Origin of the sequence: Cryobacterium sp. 10I5 (assembly GCF_035019865.1) — a bacterium.
GTDB lineage: Bacteria > Actinomycetota > Actinomycetes > Actinomycetales > Microbacteriaceae > Cryobacterium > Cryobacterium breve_A.
Genome location: NZ_JASJVI010000022.1, coordinates 1 through 16582 on the forward strand (window position 1 = coordinate 1; position 16582 = coordinate 16582).

Annotated in this window: 10 protein-coding genes; all 10 read right to left on the reverse strand. The window is 66.6% G+C overall.

The window, feature by feature from the left end; translation table 11 throughout:
• Window positions 1-53 precede the first annotated feature (53 nt).
• The 10 genes from QN350_RS08095 to polA all read right to left on the reverse strand — a co-directional run bounded on the left by QN350_RS08095 (window position 54) and on the right by polA (window position 16550).
• The gene (locus QN350_RS08095) at window positions 54-680 is read right to left on the reverse strand and encodes a superoxide dismutase (protein ID WP_281535044.1); all 627 of its coding nucleotides are present in this window, start codon (window positions 678-680) and stop codon (window positions 54-56) included.
• Window positions 681-780: 100 nt separating this feature from the next.
• Complete coding sequence (gene whiA / locus QN350_RS08100) at window positions 781-1761, reverse strand: DNA-binding protein WhiA (protein ID WP_322140429.1); 981 nt, start codon at window positions 1759-1761, stop codon at window positions 781-783.
• Window positions 1762-1853: 92 nt separating this feature from the next.
• On the reverse strand, window positions 1854-2729 hold the full coding sequence (gene rapZ / locus QN350_RS08105; RefSeq protein ID WP_322139948.1) for an RNase adapter RapZ: 876 nt from the start codon (window positions 2727-2729) through the stop codon (window positions 1854-1856).
• A gap of 63 nt (window positions 2730-2792) precedes the next feature.
• Window positions 2793-4718 carry an excinuclease ABC subunit UvrC gene (gene uvrC, locus QN350_RS08110; protein WP_322139949.1) on the reverse strand — a complete coding sequence of 642 codons (1926 nt, stop codon included), beginning with the start codon at window positions 4716-4718 and terminating at the stop codon, window positions 2793-2795.
• 36 nt (window positions 4719-4754) lie between these two features.
• The gene (uvrA, locus tag QN350_RS08115) at window positions 4755-7622 is read right to left on the reverse strand and encodes an excinuclease ABC subunit UvrA (RefSeq protein ID WP_322139950.1); all 2868 of its coding nucleotides are present in this window, start codon (window positions 7620-7622) and stop codon (window positions 4755-4757) included.
• Window positions 7623-7721: 99 nt separating this feature from the next.
• Window positions 7722-9782: an excinuclease ABC subunit UvrB gene (uvrB, locus tag QN350_RS08120; RefSeq protein ID WP_322139951.1), complete on the reverse strand. Its 2061-nt coding sequence runs from the start codon at window positions 9780-9782 to the stop codon at window positions 7722-7724.
• 9 nt (window positions 9783-9791) lie between these two features.
• A complete protein-coding gene (gene coaE / locus QN350_RS08125) occupies window positions 9792-10430 on the reverse strand; it encodes a dephospho-CoA kinase (RefSeq protein WP_323516092.1) in 639 nt (212 codons plus the stop codon).
• Window positions 10431-10521: 91 nt separating this feature from the next.
• Window positions 10522-11979, reverse strand: a complete 1458-nt coding sequence (gene rpsA / locus QN350_RS08130; RefSeq protein ID WP_134448701.1) for a 30S ribosomal protein S1 — start codon at window positions 11977-11979, stop codon at window positions 10522-10524.
• A gap of 168 nt (window positions 11980-12147) precedes the next feature.
• Window positions 12148-13824: a DUF885 domain-containing protein gene (locus tag QN350_RS08135; RefSeq protein ID WP_322139953.1), complete on the reverse strand. Its 1677-nt coding sequence runs from the start codon at window positions 13822-13824 to the stop codon at window positions 12148-12150.
• A gap of 53 nt (window positions 13825-13877) precedes the next feature.
• Window positions 13878-16550: a DNA polymerase I gene (polA, locus tag QN350_RS08140; RefSeq protein ID WP_322139954.1), complete on the reverse strand. Its 2673-nt coding sequence runs from the start codon at window positions 16548-16550 to the stop codon at window positions 13878-13880.
• Window positions 16551-16582 lie beyond the last annotated feature (32 nt).

Consider the following 16582-nt stretch of genomic DNA (forward strand, 5'->3'; position numbering starts at 1 on the left):
CGCTCGTCGGCAGCGTCAGATGTGTATAAGAGACAGGCCCGCTCCGCTGCCTGCTAGGAAAGAAGCAGGAGCCCGTTGGTCTTTTCGCGGGCGATCGTGAAACGCTCCTGGACGTTCGCCCAGTTGACGATGTTCCAGAATGCCTTCACGTAGTCCGCACGCACGTTGCGGTAGTCGAGGTAGTAGGCGTGCTCCCAGACGTCGAGCATGAGCACGGGAATCGTGCCCGCGGCGAAGTTGGACTGCTGGTCGAAGAACTGCTGGACGATCAGGCGCTGCCCGATCGAGTCCCAGGCGAGAACCGCCCAGCCGGAACCCTGCACGCCGAGGGCTGCCGCGGTGAAGTGCGCCTGGAACTTGTCGAAGGAACCGAAGAAGTCCTCGATGGCGCTCGCCAGCTCGCCGGTGGGCTTGTCGCCGCCGTCCGGGGAGAGGTTGGTCCAGAAGATGGAGTGGTTGACGTGACCGCCGAGGTTGAAGGCGAGGTCCTTTTCAAGCTTGTTGACGTTGGCCAGCTGGCCGGAGTCGCGAGCTTCCGCAAGCTGCGCGAGGGCGGTGTTCGCGCCGGTCACGTATGCCTGGTGGTGCTTGCTGTGGTGAAGTTCCATGATGGTGCCGCTGATGCTCGGCGCAAGTGCCGAGTAGTCATAGGCGAGAGCGGGCAAAGTGTATTCAGCCATTCATATCTCCTCTGTCGAGTTGGCGCGAAGTGCTCCGCCACGAGTGTGTAAGCGACGTTTCAAGTCTACTCAGGTCAGGGTGTCCCGCTGACGAGGGGCCTCAAACATCGTCGAGATCGGCGGGAAGGTTCGCGTCTGTTCCAGGGATCCCCTGGTCGACGGCCTTCTTGTCCGCCATGGCGAGCAAACGGCGGATGCGTCCGGCGACGGCGTCCTTCGTCATGGGCGGATCGGCGTGATGGCCCAGTTCGTCGAGGCTCGAGTCGCGGAAGGACAGTCGCAGCTCGCCCGCGTAGCGGAGGTGCTCCGGTATGTCGCTGCCGAGGATTTCCATGGCACGCTGCACGCGGGCGCATGCCGCGACGGCGGCCTGTGCGCTGCGGCGGAGGTTGGCGTCGTCGAAGTTGACGAGTCGGTTCGCGGTGGCGCGCACCTCACGGCGCTGCCGGAGCGCTTCCCAGTTGAGCACGGTCTCCGCCGCGCCCATGTGCACGAGCATGACGCCGATGGCGTCGCCGTCGCGGATCACGACCCGGTGCACCCCCCGCACTTCTCGGGCCTTGGCGACGACGCCGAGCCGCCCGGCCGTGCCGACGAGAGCCATCGCGGCCTCGTTGCCCGGGCAGGTCACTTCGAGGGCCGCCGAGCGGCCGGGGTCGGTGAGGGAGCCGTTCGCGAGGAACGCTCCACGCCAGACGGCGGCGATCTCCTCCTTGGAGCCGGTGGTCAGCCGGTTGGGCAGGCCGCGAATGGGGCGACGCCGCGCGTCGAGCAGGCCGGTCTGCCTGGCCAGGGTCTCGCCCCCGTCGAGCACGCGCACGAGGAAGTGGCTCGTCCGCCGCAGCCCGGAGGCCGAGATCACGGAGACTTCGCTGCGGACGCCGTAGAGTTCGGCGAGGTCCTTGCGCACCCGGCGGGCGAGCAGCGCGGTGTCGAGCTCCGATTCGATCGCGATCCGGCTGTTGATCATGTGCAGGCCGCCGGAGAACCGCAGGATCGTCGCGAGCTCCGCCGCCCGGACCGTTGTCTTCGACACGTCAACCCGTGCAAGTTCATCTTTGACGTCGGCCGTGAGTGCCAATCGCTTGTCCATTCTGTCGTACTGGCCCCAAATGGGCCGGTTTGTGGTCTGTGTGGCCCGGCGCAGCTCGCTGGTGGCGCACCGGGCGGGTCTTACTCCCGGCCGAGGTCGCGATTCTTCAGGCTGATCGCGACACCGGGAAGGTCCTCGATCCGCTGGGCGAGTTCGCGCGCCATCGTGACCGAGCGGTGTTTGCCCCCCGTGCAGCCGATGGCGATGGTGGCGTGGCGTTTGTTCTCGCGCTGGTAGCCGGCCAGCACCGGGGCGAGGGCCAGGGAGTAGTGCTCGATGAATTCCAGGGCACCCTGCTGGGCGAGCACGAAGTCCCGCACCTCGGGGTCCTGTCCGGTGTGGGAACGGAGTTCCGGCACCCAGAACGGATTCGGCAGGAAGCGGACATCGGCGACCATGTCGACGTCGGTGGGAAGACCGTACTTGAAGCCGAAGCTCATGACGGTGACGTGCACGCCTGCGGCGTCTTCTGCGGCGAAGCGTTCGCTGATGGTCGTCGCGAGCTGGTGGATGTTGAGGTCGGACGTGTCGATGACCATGTCGCACGACTCACGGACGGCACGCAACCGGGTGCGTTCGGCGTCGATGCCGTCGAGGATGGTGCCGTCCCCCTGCAGCGGATGCGGTCGGCGCACGGACTCGAAGCGCCGCACGAGGACGTCGTCCCTGGCCTCGAGGAAGATCACGCGGAGCTGGGAGCCGTTGCGGAGGGACTGCACGATCTCCTGGAAATCCGCGAAAAAATCACGGCCGCGGATGTCCACGACGGCGGCGATCTTGGGGAGGCTCGTCCCTGCCTTGCCTGCGAGTTCGACGAGGGGGCGCAGCATCTGGGGCGGAAGGTTGTCGACGACGTACCAGCCGAGGTCCTCGAGGGCGTTGGCCACTGTCGAACGCCCGGCCCCGGACATTCCCGTGACGATAAGCATTTCCTGCTTGTCGTTCTCCGTCGTCATCCTGGGGGTGCGCCTTCTGTCGGTGGTGGGCCTGTCAGTCCAGCCTACCGACCGAGATCGCTTTCAGGCGCGAAAGTGCTGGTGGATCGTCGCAGCGAGGCCGGGTCCGATGCCGCGGACCTCGGCGATTGCCTCGATGGGGGCCTCTTTGAGCCGGGCGACGGATCCGAAATGCTGCAGCAGCACTTTGACCCGTGCCGGGCCGAGTCCGGCGATCTCGCCGAGGACCGTCGCGATGTCGCGCTTGCGGCGGGCGCGCTGGTGGGTGATCGCGAAGCGGTGGGCCTCGTCACGGATTCGCTGGATGAGGAAGAGGGCGTCGCTGTTGCGGGGCAGGATGACGGGATAGTCCGAGTCGGGCAGCCAGATCTCCTCGAGCCGCTTGGCAATGCCGCACAGCTGGATGCCGGTGACCCCGGATTCGCGGAGCGCCCTGGCCGCCGCGGCGACCTGAGGCTGACCACCGTCGACGATGAGGAGGTTCGGCTGGTACCGGAACTTCTTCCGCTTGGCGGGGGTATCAGCGGACTCACCCGCCGAATCCGTGGGGACATCCGTGGGGGCATCCGTGGGCGACTCGGTGCCGGCGTCCGCCGCCGGACCGTCGTCGGGCACGAGGTAGGCGAGGCGCCTGGTCAGGGTGCGGTAGATCGAGTCGGTGTCGTCTGTGGACTCCGGAATGCTGAAGCGCCGGTACTCGTCGGTGCGCGGAAGTCCGTCTTCGAAGACGACCATGGAGGCGACGATGTTCGTGCCGCTCAGGTGCGAGACGTCGTAACACTCCATCCGGAGCGGGGCCGACTCCATCCCGAGCGCCTCCTGGATGTCTTCGAGCGCCTTGGACCGCGCGACGAAGTCGGAGCTGCGGCGGGTCTTGTAGAGCATCAACGCCTGGCGCGCGTTCTGCGTGGCCGTCGCGAGCAGGGCGGCCTTCTCGCCGCGCTGGGCGGCCGCGAGGTGCACCTTGCGCCCGGCGATGCCGCCGAGCCATTGCTCGAGCGCTGCGGAATCTTCGGGAAGCAGCGGGACGACGACTTCGCGGGGCGGAACGGCATCGCCGGAATATGCGGTCTGCAGCAGGGAATCGATGAGCTCCCCCGTGGTCAGGTCGAGTTCCTTGTCGACGACCCAGCCGCGGACACCGCGGATCCGGCCGCCGCGCACGATGAACAGCTGCACGGCCGCTGCGAGCTCGTCCTCCTCGACGGCGAACAGGTCGATGTCGACGTTGTCGCGCAGGACGACCGCGCTCTTCTCGAGCACGTTCGTGAGGGCCTTGACCTGGTCACGCCGTTTCGCCGCGAGCTCGTACTGCTGGCTGAGTGCTGCGGCCTTCATCTCGTTGGTCAGCCGGTTGATCATGGTGCGGTCCTGGCTGGCCATGAAGCTCACGAACTCGTCGACGATGACCCGGTGTTCCTCGATGGACACCTTCTGGGAGCACGGGCCGAAGCAACGGCCGATCTGGCCGGCGAAACACGGCTTTCCCGATTGCATGGCGCGTTTGTAGTTGGCGTTGTTGCAGGTGCGGATCGGGAAGGCCTTGAGCATCAGGTCGATGGTCTCGTGCACGGCCCAGACCTTCGGGTACGGGCCGAAATAGCGGGCGCCGCGGATGCCGGTTGTGCGGGTGACGAGTGCGCGCGGCGCCTCGTCGGCGAGGGTCACTGCGAGGTAGGGATAGGACTTGTCGTCCTTGAACTGCACGTTGAACGGCGGGTCGAACTCGTTGATCCAGGTCCACTCCAGCTGGAGAGCCTCGACCTCGGTGCCGACGGTGGTCCATTCGACGGACGCTGCGGTCGTGACCATCCGCCGGGTGCGCTCGTGCAGGCTGCTGAGCGGCGCGAAGTAGTTGCTGAGCCGCGCCCGCAGGTTCTTCGCCTTGCCGACGTAGAGCACCCGCCCGGTATCGTCGCGAAAGCGGTACACGCCGGGGACGGTGGGGATCTCGCCCGCCTTCGGCCGATAGCTCAACGCGTCCGACATGAACTCTCCTGATCCTTGTTCTGGCCGAGAAGAATTTTAGCGCCCCGCCAGGATCTCCTTGAGGAAGGTGCCCGTGTGGCTCTTCCTGACCGTCGCGATGTGTTCCGGCGTGCCGGTCGCGAGGACGCGACCCCCGCCGGAGCCGCCTTCCGGTCCGAGATCGATCACCCAGTCGGCCGACTTGATCACGTCGAGGTTGTGCTCGATCACGATCACGGTGTTGCCCTTGTCGACGAGGCTGTTCAACACGAGCAGGAGCTTGCGCACGTCCTCGAAGTGCAGCCCGGTCGTTGGCTCGTCGAGGACGTAGACGCTGCGGCCGTTCGAGCGCCGCTGGAGCTCGGTGGCGAGCTTGACGCGCTGCGCCTCACCTCCGGAGAGCGTCGTCGCGCTCTGGCCGAGGCGCACGTAGCCGAGGCCGACCTCGACGAGGGTCTTCAGGAAGCGGTGGATCGCCGAAATGGGTTCGAAGAAATCGGCGGCCTCGCTGATCGGCATGTCGAGGACTTCGGCGATGTTCTTGCCCTTGTAGTGCACGGTCAGGGTGTCGCGGTTGTACCGCGCTCCCCCGCAGACCTCGCACGCGACGTAGACGTCGGGGAGGAAGTTCATCTCGATCTTGATCGTGCCGTCGCCGGAGCAGGCTTCGCAGCGACCGCCCTTGACGTTGAAGCTGAACCGGCCGGGGAGGTAGCCGCGGGCCTTCGCCTCGATCGTCTCGGAGAACAGGGTGCGGATCTTGTCGAACACACCCGTGTACGTGGCCGGGTTGGAGCGCGGGGTGCGCCCGATCGGGGCCTGGTCGACGTGGATGACCTTGTCGAGTTGTTCGAGCCCGGTGACCCGGGTGTGCTTGCCGGGAAGCTTGCGGGCGCCGTTCAACCGGTTGGCGAGCACGCGGTAGAGGATGTCGTTGACGAGGGAAGACTTGCCTGAGCCGCTCACCCCGGTCACCGCGGTGAAGGTGCCGAGGGGGAACGTGACGGACACCTTCTTGAGGTTGTTCGCCTCGGCTCCGATGACGCTGATCTGGCGGTCCGGGTCGATCGGGCGGCGGGTCTCGGGGGTCTCGATCGACTTGCGACCGGCGAGGTAGTCGCCCGTGAGCGACTCGCGGTTCTCGAGCAGGCTCGCGTACGAGCCGGAGTGCACGACGTGGCCGCCGTTGACGCCTGCACCGGGCCCGATGTCGACGATCCAGTCGGCCATCTTGATGGTGTCCTCGTCGTGTTCGACGACGATGAGGGTGTTGCCGAGGTCGCGGAGGGCGACGAGGGTCTCGATGAGCCGGCGGTTGTCCCGCTGGTGCAGGCCGATGCTCGGTTCGTCGAGGACGTAGAGCACCCCGGTCAGTCCGGAGCCGATCTGCGTAGCCAGGCGGATGCGCTGGGCCTCGCCGCCGGAGAGGCTCGCGGCCGCACGGGCGAGGTTGAGGTAGTTGAGCCCGACCCGGATCAGGAAGTCCAGGCGTGCCTTGATCTCGCGCAGCACCTGGGCGGCGATCATGGCCTCCCGGTCGGTCAGTTCGAGCAGGTCCATGAAGGACCGGGCGTCGGCGAGGCTCAGGTTGCAGACATCCGCGATGCTGGAGCCGTGGATCAGCACGGCGAGGACCTCCGGCTTGAGCCGGGTGCCCGAGCAGACCGGGCAGTCGATCTCGCGGAGGTACTCGCCCCAGCGGGCGCGCTGGGTGTCGGACTCCGCCTGGAGGTACTGGCGTTCGATGTACGGCACGACGCCTTCGAAGCCGGAGGTGTAGCTCATCTCGCGGCCGTAGCGGTTCTTCCACTTCACCCGGACCTCGAAGTTGTCCCCGCGGAGAACGGCATTCTGAACATCGAGGCTGAGGTCGCCCCACGGGGTGTCGAGGGAGAAGTCGAGGTCGTGGGCGAGGCCGTCGAGCAGCTTCTCGTAGTACTGGAAGAGGCCCTTTCCCTGGGTGGTCCAGGGCAGGACCACGCCCTCCGCGATGCTCAGCTCAGGGTCGCCGAGGAGGAGGTCCTGGTCGACGGACATCCGAGTGCCGAGCCCGGAGCACTCGGGGCAGGCACCGAACGGCGCGTTGAACGAGAAGGTGCGCGGTTCGATCTCGGTCAGCTGCACGGGGTGGTTGTTCGGGCACGAGAGCTTTTCGGAGTAGCTCTGCCACGCCGCGTCGCCCTCCCCGTCGACGTAGTTGATCTGGACGATGCCGTCGGTGAGCTTGAGTGCTGTCTCGAGGGAGTCGGTCAGGCGACTGAGGAGCTCCGGCGCCGCGACGAGGCGGTCGACGACGACGGAGATGTCGTGCTTGAGCTGCTTTTTGAGCGTCGGCGGTTCGCTGAGCTGGATCTGCGTGCCGTCGACCATGGCACGGGAGTATCCCCCGGCGGCGAGCTCCTTGAACAGGTCGACGAATTCGCCCTTCTTCTGGGAGACGACCGGGCTCAGGATCTGGTACCGGGTGCCCTGCGGGAGCTCCATGAGCTGGTCGGCGATCTGCTGCACGGTCTGGGCCTGGATGACCTCGCCGCAGACCGCGCAGTGCGGCACTCCGATGCGGGCCCAGAGCAGGCGCATGTAGTCGTAGACCTCGGTGATCGTGCCGACCGTGGACCGCGGGTTGCGGTTGGTGGACTTCTGGTCGATCGAGACGGCGGGGCTGAGGCCCTCGATGAAGTCGACGTCCGGCCGGTCGACCTGGCCGAGGAACTGGCGCGCATACGCCGAGAGCGACTCGACGTAGCGGCGCTGGCCCTCGGCGAAGATGGTGTCGAACGCGAGCGAGGACTTGCCCGAGCCGGACAATCCGGTGAAGACGACCAGGGAATCCCGGGGGATCTCCAAATCGACGTTGTGCAGATTGTGCACGCGCGCACCGCGGACACTGAGCTTGGACCCGGACGTTACCTTCGAAATTGACACCGTTCGAGTCTATTCAGTACCACCGACACACTCGTGCCGCCGGGGCACGCCCTAAGCGAACAAACGTTCGAATTCCGATCGGGAGCGGTCGGGAACGGATCAGATGTGCCCGGCCTTCTCCATTTGCCGGAGTTCGCGCTTGAGTTCGGAGACCTCGTCCCTGAGCCGGGCAGCGAGTTCGAACTTGAGCTCTCCCGCGGCCTCGAGCATCTGCCCGCTGAGGTCGGCGATAATCGATTCGAGGTCGTTGGCGCCGTTCGCGGCGATGCCGGTGCGGAGCGGGGTCGCCGCGACCTTGCGCCGCGCGTCGCGACCGGAGAGGAGCTCGGCGGTGTCCGCCTGCTCGCGCGCGAGGATGTCGGTGATGTCGGCGATCCGCTTGCGGAGCGGAGTGGGGTCGATGCCGTGCAGGGTGTTGTAGGCGACCTGCTTCTCGCGACGGCGGTCGGTCTCGTCGATCGCGCGTTCCATCGATGCGGTCATCCGGTCGGCGTACATGTGCACCTCGCCGGAGACGTTCCGGGCGGCACGGCCGATGGTCTGGATGAGGGAGGTTGCGGAGCGCAGGAATCCTTCCTTGTCCGCGTCGAGGATCGCGACGAGCGACACCTCCGGCAGGTCGAGGCCCTCCCGCAGGAGGTTGATTCCGACGAGCACGTCGTACACGCCCGCGCGGAGTTCGGTGAGGAGCTCGACCCTCCGCAGCGTGTCGACGTCGGAGTGCAGGTAGCGCACGCGGACGCCGGCCTCGGTGAGGAAGTCCGTGAGTTCCTCAGCCATCTTCTTGGTGAGGGTCGTGACGAGCACCCGCTCGTTGAGTGCGACGCGCTTGTGGATCTCCTCGAGGAGGTCGTCGATCTGCCCCTTGGAGGGCTTCACGACGATCTGCGGGTCGATGAGCCCGGTCGGGCGGATGATCTGCTCGACGATGCCGTCGGCGATGCCCATCTCGTATTTTCCGGGCGTTGCGGACAGGTACACGGTCTGGCCGACCCGGTCCTTGAATTCGTTGAATTTGAGCGGGCGGTTGTCGAGGGCGCTCGGGAGCCGGAAACCGTGCTCGACGAGGGTGCGCTTGCGGGAGGAGTCTCCCTCATACATCGCGCCGATCTGCGGGACCGTGACATGGGACTCGTCGATGACCATCAGGAAGTCATCGGGGAAGTAGTCGAGGAGGCAGTGTGGCGCCTCCCCCGGTGACCGCTGGTCGATGTGCCGGGAGTAGTTCTCGATGCCGGAGCAGAAGCCGATCTGTTCCATCATCTCGAGGTCGAAGGTCGTGCGCATCCGCAGCCGCTGCGCCTCGAGCAGTTTGCCCTCCCGTTCCAGCTGGCCGAGCCGTTCGGCGAGTTCTTCCTGGATGGTGACGATGGCGCGCTGCATGGTCTCGGTGCTCGCGACGTAGTGCGAGCCGGGGAAGACGGACACGGAGTCGAGCTTGCGGACGATGTCACCCGTGAGCGGGTGCAGGCTGTAGAGCGCTTCGATCTCGTCGCCGAACATCTCGATCCGGATGGCGAGTTCTTCGTACATGGGGATGATCTCGATGGTGTCGCCGCGCACCCGGAAGTGACCGCGGGAGAAGTCGACGTCGTTGCGCTGGTACTGCATCGCCACGAACTTGCGGATCAGCCAGTCGCGGTCGACCTTCTGGCCGATCTGGAGGGCGATCATGGCCTCCATGTAACCCTCTGGCGTGCCGAGCCCGTAGATGCAGGACACGGTGGAGACGACGACGACGTCACGTCGACTCAGGAGTGAATTCGTGGTGGAGTGCCTGAGCCGCTCGACCTCGGCGTTGATCGAGGAGTCCTTCTCGATGAAGGTGTCCGTCTGCGGGACGTACGCCTCCGGCTGGTAGTAGTCGTAGTACGACACGAAGTACTCGATGGCGTTGTTCGGCATCAACTCGCGGAACTCGTTCACGAGTTGCGCGGCGAGGGTCTTGTTGTGCGCGAGCACGAGCGTCGGGCGCTGCACCTGTTCGATCAGCCAGGCCGTCGTCGCGGACTTGCCGGTTCCGGTGGCACCGAGGAGCACGATGTCGGTTTCACCGGCGTTGATGCGCTCGGCGAGGTCTTTGATCGCGGTCGGCTGGTCGCCGCTCGGCGTGTATTCGCTCACGACCTCAAAGGGATGTACGGATCGCGTGGGTTCCATCTGTCCAGTCTAGATTCGACCACCGACACTCTTCGTTCCGGCAGTGTTTCCGTCGCCCCGCACGCGTTCCCAGAGCTCGTCGACCTGCCGCAGGGTGTGCTCGAGGGTGCCGTCGGTGTCGATCACGACGTCGGCGATCGCGAGCCGGTCGGCGTCGCCCGCCTGGGAACTGATGCGCCGGGCCGCGTCATCCTGGCTCATCCCCCGGAGCCCGACCATCCGTTGCATTCGGGTGTCCGGGGTCGCCTGGGTGACGACGACGAGGTCGAACGGATGCTCGACGGCCGCCTCGACCAGCAGGGGAACGTCGTATACGACCACGGCCAAGGGGTTCGCGAGCCCCGCCGCACGGATGCGTTCGTTCGTGAGCACACGGACGGCGGGGTGCACGATCGCGTTGAGCCGGGCCAGTGCCGCCGCGTCGCCGAAGACGATCGCTCCGAGCTTGGGCCGGTCCAGCGCACCCTCCGGTCCGACGAGGTCGGCGCCGAATTCGGTCGCGATATTCGCCAGGACGGGGCTGCCGGGTTCGACGACGTCGCGGGCGAGGCGATCCGCATCGATGACGACGGCGCCGAGGTCGGCGAGGGCGCTCGCGACGGTGCTCTTGCCGGATGCGATCCCGCCGGTCAGTCCAATGAGGTACACCCCGGCAATGCTACCGATGCGGCCAGGGCGCAGGAAACCGGCCGGGCCCCGAAGGGTCCGGCCGGTTCTGGTATTGCGGTGGAGCTGCGTGCTAGTTGTTGCTGCTGAGCTTCTCGCGCAGTGCGGCGAGTGCCTCGTCGTCAGCAAGCGTTCCGGCTCCGGCCGTCTCGCTCGAGAACGAGTTGCCCGCTGCGGAGGGAACGTCGCCGACGGCGATGATCTCGTCGTTCGCGGAAGCAACCTGCTTCTTGTGGGCTTCCCAGCGAGCCTGGGCTGCAGCGTAGTCCTGCTCCCACTTCTCGCGCTGGTTCTCGAAGCCTTCGCGCCACTCGTTGGTCTCCGGGTCGAAGCCCTCGGGGTACTTGTAGTTGCCCTGGTCGTCGTACTCGGTGAGCATTCCGTAGAGCGCCGGGTCGAACTCGGTGCCCTCGGGGTCGACACCCTCGTTGGCCTGCTTGAGGCTCAGCGAGATGCGGCGACGCTCGAGGTCGATGTCGATGACCTTGACGAAGACCTCGTCGCCGACCGAAACGACCTGCTCGGCGAGCTCGACGTGCTTGCCGGAGAGCTCGGAGATGTGAACCAGGCCCTCGATGCCCTCTGCGACGCGAACGAACGCGCCGAAGGGGACGAGCTTGGTGACCTTGCCCGGTGCAACCTGGCCGATGGCGTGGGTGCGGGCGAAGACCTGCCACGGGTCTTCCTGGGTGGCCTTGAGCGACAGCGACACGCGCTCGCGCTCGAGGTCGACCTCGAGGATCTCGACGGTGACTTCCTGACCGACCTCGACGACCTCGCTGGCGTGCTCGATGTGCTTCCAGCTGAGTTCGGAGACGTGAACCAGGCCGTCAACGCCACCGAGGTCGACGAACGCACCGAAGTTGACGATCGAGGAGACAACGCCCTTGCGGACCTGTCCCTTCTGGAGGTTGTTGAGGAAGGTGGTGCGGCTCTCGGACTGCGTCTGCTCGAGCAGGGCACGACGGGACAGCACAACGTTGTTGCGGTTCTTGTCGAGTTCGAGGATCTTCGCTTCGATCTCCTGGCCCAGGTACGGGGTCAGGTCGCGAACGCGGCGAAGTTCGATGAGCGACGCCGGCAGGAAGCCACGGAGGCCGATGTCGACGATGAGCCCGCCCTTGACGACCTCGATGACCGAACCGGTGACAACGCCATCGGATTCCTTGATCTTCTCGACGTCGCCCCACGCACGTTCGTACTGGGCGCGCTTCTTCGAGAGGATGAGGCGGCCTTCTTTGTCTTCCTTCTGGAGAACAAGTGCCTCGACCAGGTCGCCGACCTTGACAACCTCGGAAGGGTCAACGTCGTGCTTGATGGAAAGTTCGCGGGAGGGAATGACGCCCTCGGTCTTGTAACCCACGTCGAGGAGGACCTCGTCGCGGTCGATCTTCACAACGGTGCCCTCGATGAGGTCTCCGTCGTTGAAGAATTTCAGAGTCTTTTCGACCGCGGCAAGAAAGTCTTCAGCAGATCCAATGTCGTTGATGGCGACCTGCTTAGGTGCCCTATCGGTCGTTGCGATTGTCATGTAGTAGTTGCTCCAGGATGGACATAAATCGGGCCATACGCGAACGGGTGTGGATTGTGGACTCCGCGCATGGCAGCGGATAGTTCGTCACAAACGTGACAATCCAGCTTAGCGGTTTGCGGGGGCGACCGGCAACATCCGCTCAAGCCCCGAGGGCTCGGGTCTGGGTCAGGACAGCAGTGCCGCGCGGAGGGTGTCGAGGCCGACACCGCCGAGGTCGAGGGCGCGCCTGTGGAAGTCCTTGATCGAGAACGCTGCGCCCTCCCTGGCCTTGCTCGCGTCGCGGAGTTCCTCCCAGATGCGCTGGCCGATCTTGTACGAGGGCGCCTGTCCCGGCCAGCCGAGATACCGGTTGACTTCGAACTGGACCGTGCTCTCGTCGACGTTCGCGTTGCGGCGGAAGAAGTCGAAGGCGTGCTCGGCGGTCCAGGGGCCGCTTCCGTCCGGCAGGGTCTTGCCGAGGTGCACGCCGATGTCGATGACGACGCGGGCGGCGCGCATCCGCTGGCCGTCGAGCATGCCCAGGCGGTCGGCCGGGTCGTCGAGGTAGCCGAGTTCGCTCATCAGGCGTTCGGCGTAGAGCGCCCAGCCCTCCGCGTGCCCCGACGTGCCCGCGAGCTGGCGACGCCAGGTGTTCAGGATGCCGCGATTGTGCACCGCCTGCCCGATCTGCAGGTGGTGGCCGGGCACGCCCTCGTGGTACACCGTCGAGAGTTCGCGCCAGGTGGAGAATTCGGTGACGCCTGCCGGTACCGACCACCACATCCGGCCGGGCCGGGAGAAGTCGTCGCTCGGCCCGGTGTAGTACACGCCGCCGTCCTGGGTGGGGGCGATCAGGCACTCGAGGGCGCGGATCTCCTGTGGGATGTCGAAGTGGTCGACCGACAACTCGGCGACGGCGCGGTCACTCGTCTCCTGCATCCAGCGCTGGAGGGCGGCCGTGCCGTGGAGGGTGCGGCTCTGGTCGGCGTCGAGGTGGGCGATGGCCTCCTGCACGCTCGCCCCCGGGAGGATCTGCCTGGCGATGCCCTCCTGCTCGGCGACCATCCGGGCGAGTTCCTCGATCCCCCACTCGTAGGTTTCGTCGAGGTCGACAGCGGCACCGAGGAAACGGCGGGACTGGAGGGCGTAGATCTCCCGGCCGACGGCATCCGCCTCTGGCGCGACGCGTTCGAGCTCGTCACCGAGGAAGGCGGCCAGGCCGGAGTATGCGGCGGCGGCGCGGCGGGCGCCTGCGCCGAGGTCGGTCGCGAGACTCGCAGGCAGGTTGCCGGTCGCCGGGCTCGCTTCTGCGGCGAGCGTGGCGAAGAAACCCGTCTTCGCCGCGTGCCGGCGCGCCTGCACGGCGACCTCGCGCACCTGGCGCTTCGCGGGCATGATGCCTTCCCTGATGCCCAGGCGCAGGGTCTCGATGTAGCCGGCGACGGCGTCCGGAACGGCTCCGAGCCTTGTGGAGATGGTGCGCCAGTCTTCGATGGTGTCCGTCGGCATCAGGTCGAAGGCCGCACGGATGTCCTGCGCCGGCGACGCGAGATTGTTCAGGTCCCGCAGGGGCAGGCCGGCGTCGGCGCTCTCGACACCGAGGGCGAGTTCGCTGCGCAGGTCGGTTCGGGTGACCTCGTCGACGGCGTCGACGACGACCGCGGCATCGAGGCGGGCGATCGTGGCGAGGGACGCACTGCGGTGCCGCTCGAGGCCGGTCGGAGAGTAGTCGCCATAGCGGTCGCCGCCCCCGGTGCGGCCGATGTATGTGCCGATCGTGGGGTCGAGGTCGACGAGGGTGTCGACCCAGTCTTCGGCGATCGCGTCGATCGCTGTGGGGGTACGCGCGGTGTCTGGGCTCATGGACCGAGCCTAGAACACCGCACCCGCGGCGGCGCGGCGAGACAGCCGTGGCCTCAGTGCGCGGCGGCGTCCCAGTTCGCGCCCCTGCCGACCTGAACGTCGAGCGGCACGAGCAGAGCGGCGGCGGTCTCCATCCGGTGCGTGACGACGGTGCGGAGGGCGTCCCACTCGCCAGGGGCGACCTCGAAGATCAATTCGTCGTGCACCTGGAGCATCATCCGGGACTCCAGGCCCTCCTCGAGCATGTCTTCCGCTATGTTGTTCATCGCGATCTTCATGATGTCGGCGGCCGAGCCCTGGATCGGTGCGTTGAGTGCAGCCCGCTCCGCGTTCTCCCTGAGCACGCGGTTGGAACTGTGGAGTTCGGGGAACGGGCGTCGACGGCCGAAGATCGTCGCGGTGTAGCCGTCGACCTTGGCCTGTTCGACGACGTGCCGCAGGTAGTCGCGCACGGCGCCGAACCGGGCGAAGTAGTCCGTGATGAGCTGGCGGGCTTCCTTCTGGTCGATCCGGAGCTGCTTGGAGAGGCCGAAGGCACTCAGCCCGTATGCGAGGCCGTAGGACATCGCCTTGACCTTGCTGCGCATCTCGTTGGTGACGTCCTCCGGAGTGACCCCGAAAACGGATGCGCCGACGAAGCGGTGCAGGTCCTCTCCCGCGTTGAACGCCTCGATCAGCCCGGCGTCCTCGGACAGGTGCGCCATGATGCGCATCTCGATCTGGGAGTAGTCCGCCGTCAGGAGGCACTCGGCGTCCGGGCCGGAGTGGAAGGCCGCGCGGATCCGACGGCCCTCCTCCGTGCGCACCGGGATGTTCTGCAGGTTCGGATCGGCCGAGGAGATCCGGCCGGTCGCGGTGCCGATCTGCACGTAGGTGGTGTGGATGCGTCCGGTCGCGTCGATCGCCTTGTCGAGCGTCTCGACGATCTGGCGGAGCTTGGTCGCGTCCCTGTGTTGCAGGAGGAGACCGAGGAAGGGATGCGGGTTGCTCGCCTGGAGATCGGCGAGGGCGCCGGCATCCGTCGTGTACCCGGTCTTGTTCGCGCGGGTCTTCGGCATGCCCAGTTGCTCGAAGAGGACCTCCTGGAGCTGCTTGGGCGAGCCGAGGTTGACCTCCCGGCCGATCTCGGCATAGGCGCCCGCCGCGTACTCAGCCGCCCGCTCGCCGAGCTGGCCCGACAGGACGGAGAGTTCCTCGTGCGAGACGGCGACGCCGGTGAGTTCCATGTCGACGAGGGTCAGCAGGGTCGGCATTTCGATGTCGGTGAGCACGGACTGGGATCCCGGGTCGAGCAAGGCCCCGAGCGCGGCGGAGAGCCGGTAGGCGTACCAGGCCTCGGTGGGCACGCCGCCGGACTCTGACTCGTCCGGCACCAGCTGGTTGGGATCGGCGACCGGGAGCGTTTCGTCGAGGTAGCGGGTGACGAGGTCGGCGAGGGTCTTGTCTGGCCCGCCCGGTCGCAGCAGCCAGGCGGCTACGAGGGTGTCGGTGACGAGCCCACCGAAGCCGAGGCCGCTGCGGCGCAGTGCCTTGAGCTGGTGCTTTGCGTCGTGCATGATCTTGGGCGCGTCGCTCGCGAGCCAGTCCTCGAAGGGCAGGTAATCGGTGCGTCCCGGCTGCCACGGAAGGTTCACGGATTCCTCGAGCCCGGACACGCCGAAGCCGATCGCCTTACCGTCCTGCACCTCGACCTGGAGACCGAGTCCGCCCGGGTTGGTCGCGATCACCCGGGTGAGCCAGGCGTCCAGCTCCTCGTCGAGAAGATCCTTGGCCACAGGTGCGGTGGGCACATCGTCGCGCTCGACCGGCACGACGGTCGCGCCTGACTCGTCCGCGCCGCCCTCGAGCTTGATGACGCGCTCGAGCAGGTTCTTGAACTCGAGGCGGCCGAAGACCTCGCGCACGGCGGCTTCGTTGACCGGGGCTCGGACGAGGTCGGGCAGTTCGACGGGGAGTTCGAGGTCGGTCACAAGCCGGTTGAGGCGGCGATTACGGATCGCGTTCTCCTTCTGCTCGCGCAGGTTATTGCCGACGACGCCCTTGATCTCGTCCGCGTGTTCGAGGATGCCGTCCAGGCTGCCGTAGAGGCCGAGCCACTTGACGGCGGTCTTCTCGCCGACCTTGCTGATGCCGATCAGGTTGTCGCTCGTCTCGCCGACGAGCGCGGCGACGTCGGGATACTGGGCCGGGTCGATGCCGTACTTCTCCCGCACGCGGGCGGGGTCGTACCGGGTGAGGGCCGAGACGCCCTGGCTCGCCGGGTAGAGCAGGGTCACGTTGTCGTTGACGAGCTGGATCGAATCCCGGTCGCCGGAGACGACGAAGACGTGGTACCCCTCCGCGGTTCCGCGGACGGACAGGGTCGCGAGGATGTCGTCCGCCTCGAAGTCTTCCTTCGTGATGGTCGTGATGTTCATGGCCGCGAGGGCCTCCTGCAGCAGCGGGACCTGACCCTTGAATTCCGGCGGGGTGCTCGCCCGGGTGCCCTTGTATTCGGGGTACTCCCGGGTGCGGAACGAGGCCCGCGAGATGTCGAAGGCGACGGCGATATGGGAAGGGTTCTCGGTACGCAGCAGGCTCAGCAGCATCGAGATGAACCCGTGGATGCCGTTGGTGTGCTGGCCGTCCCGGGTCTGGAAACTGTCGACCGGGAGGGCATGGAACGCCCGGTAGGCCAGGGAATGGCCGTCGATGATCATCAGGGTAGGCTTTTCGGAATCCGACACACAGACAGCCTACAAGCGTCGTCCGACGGCGC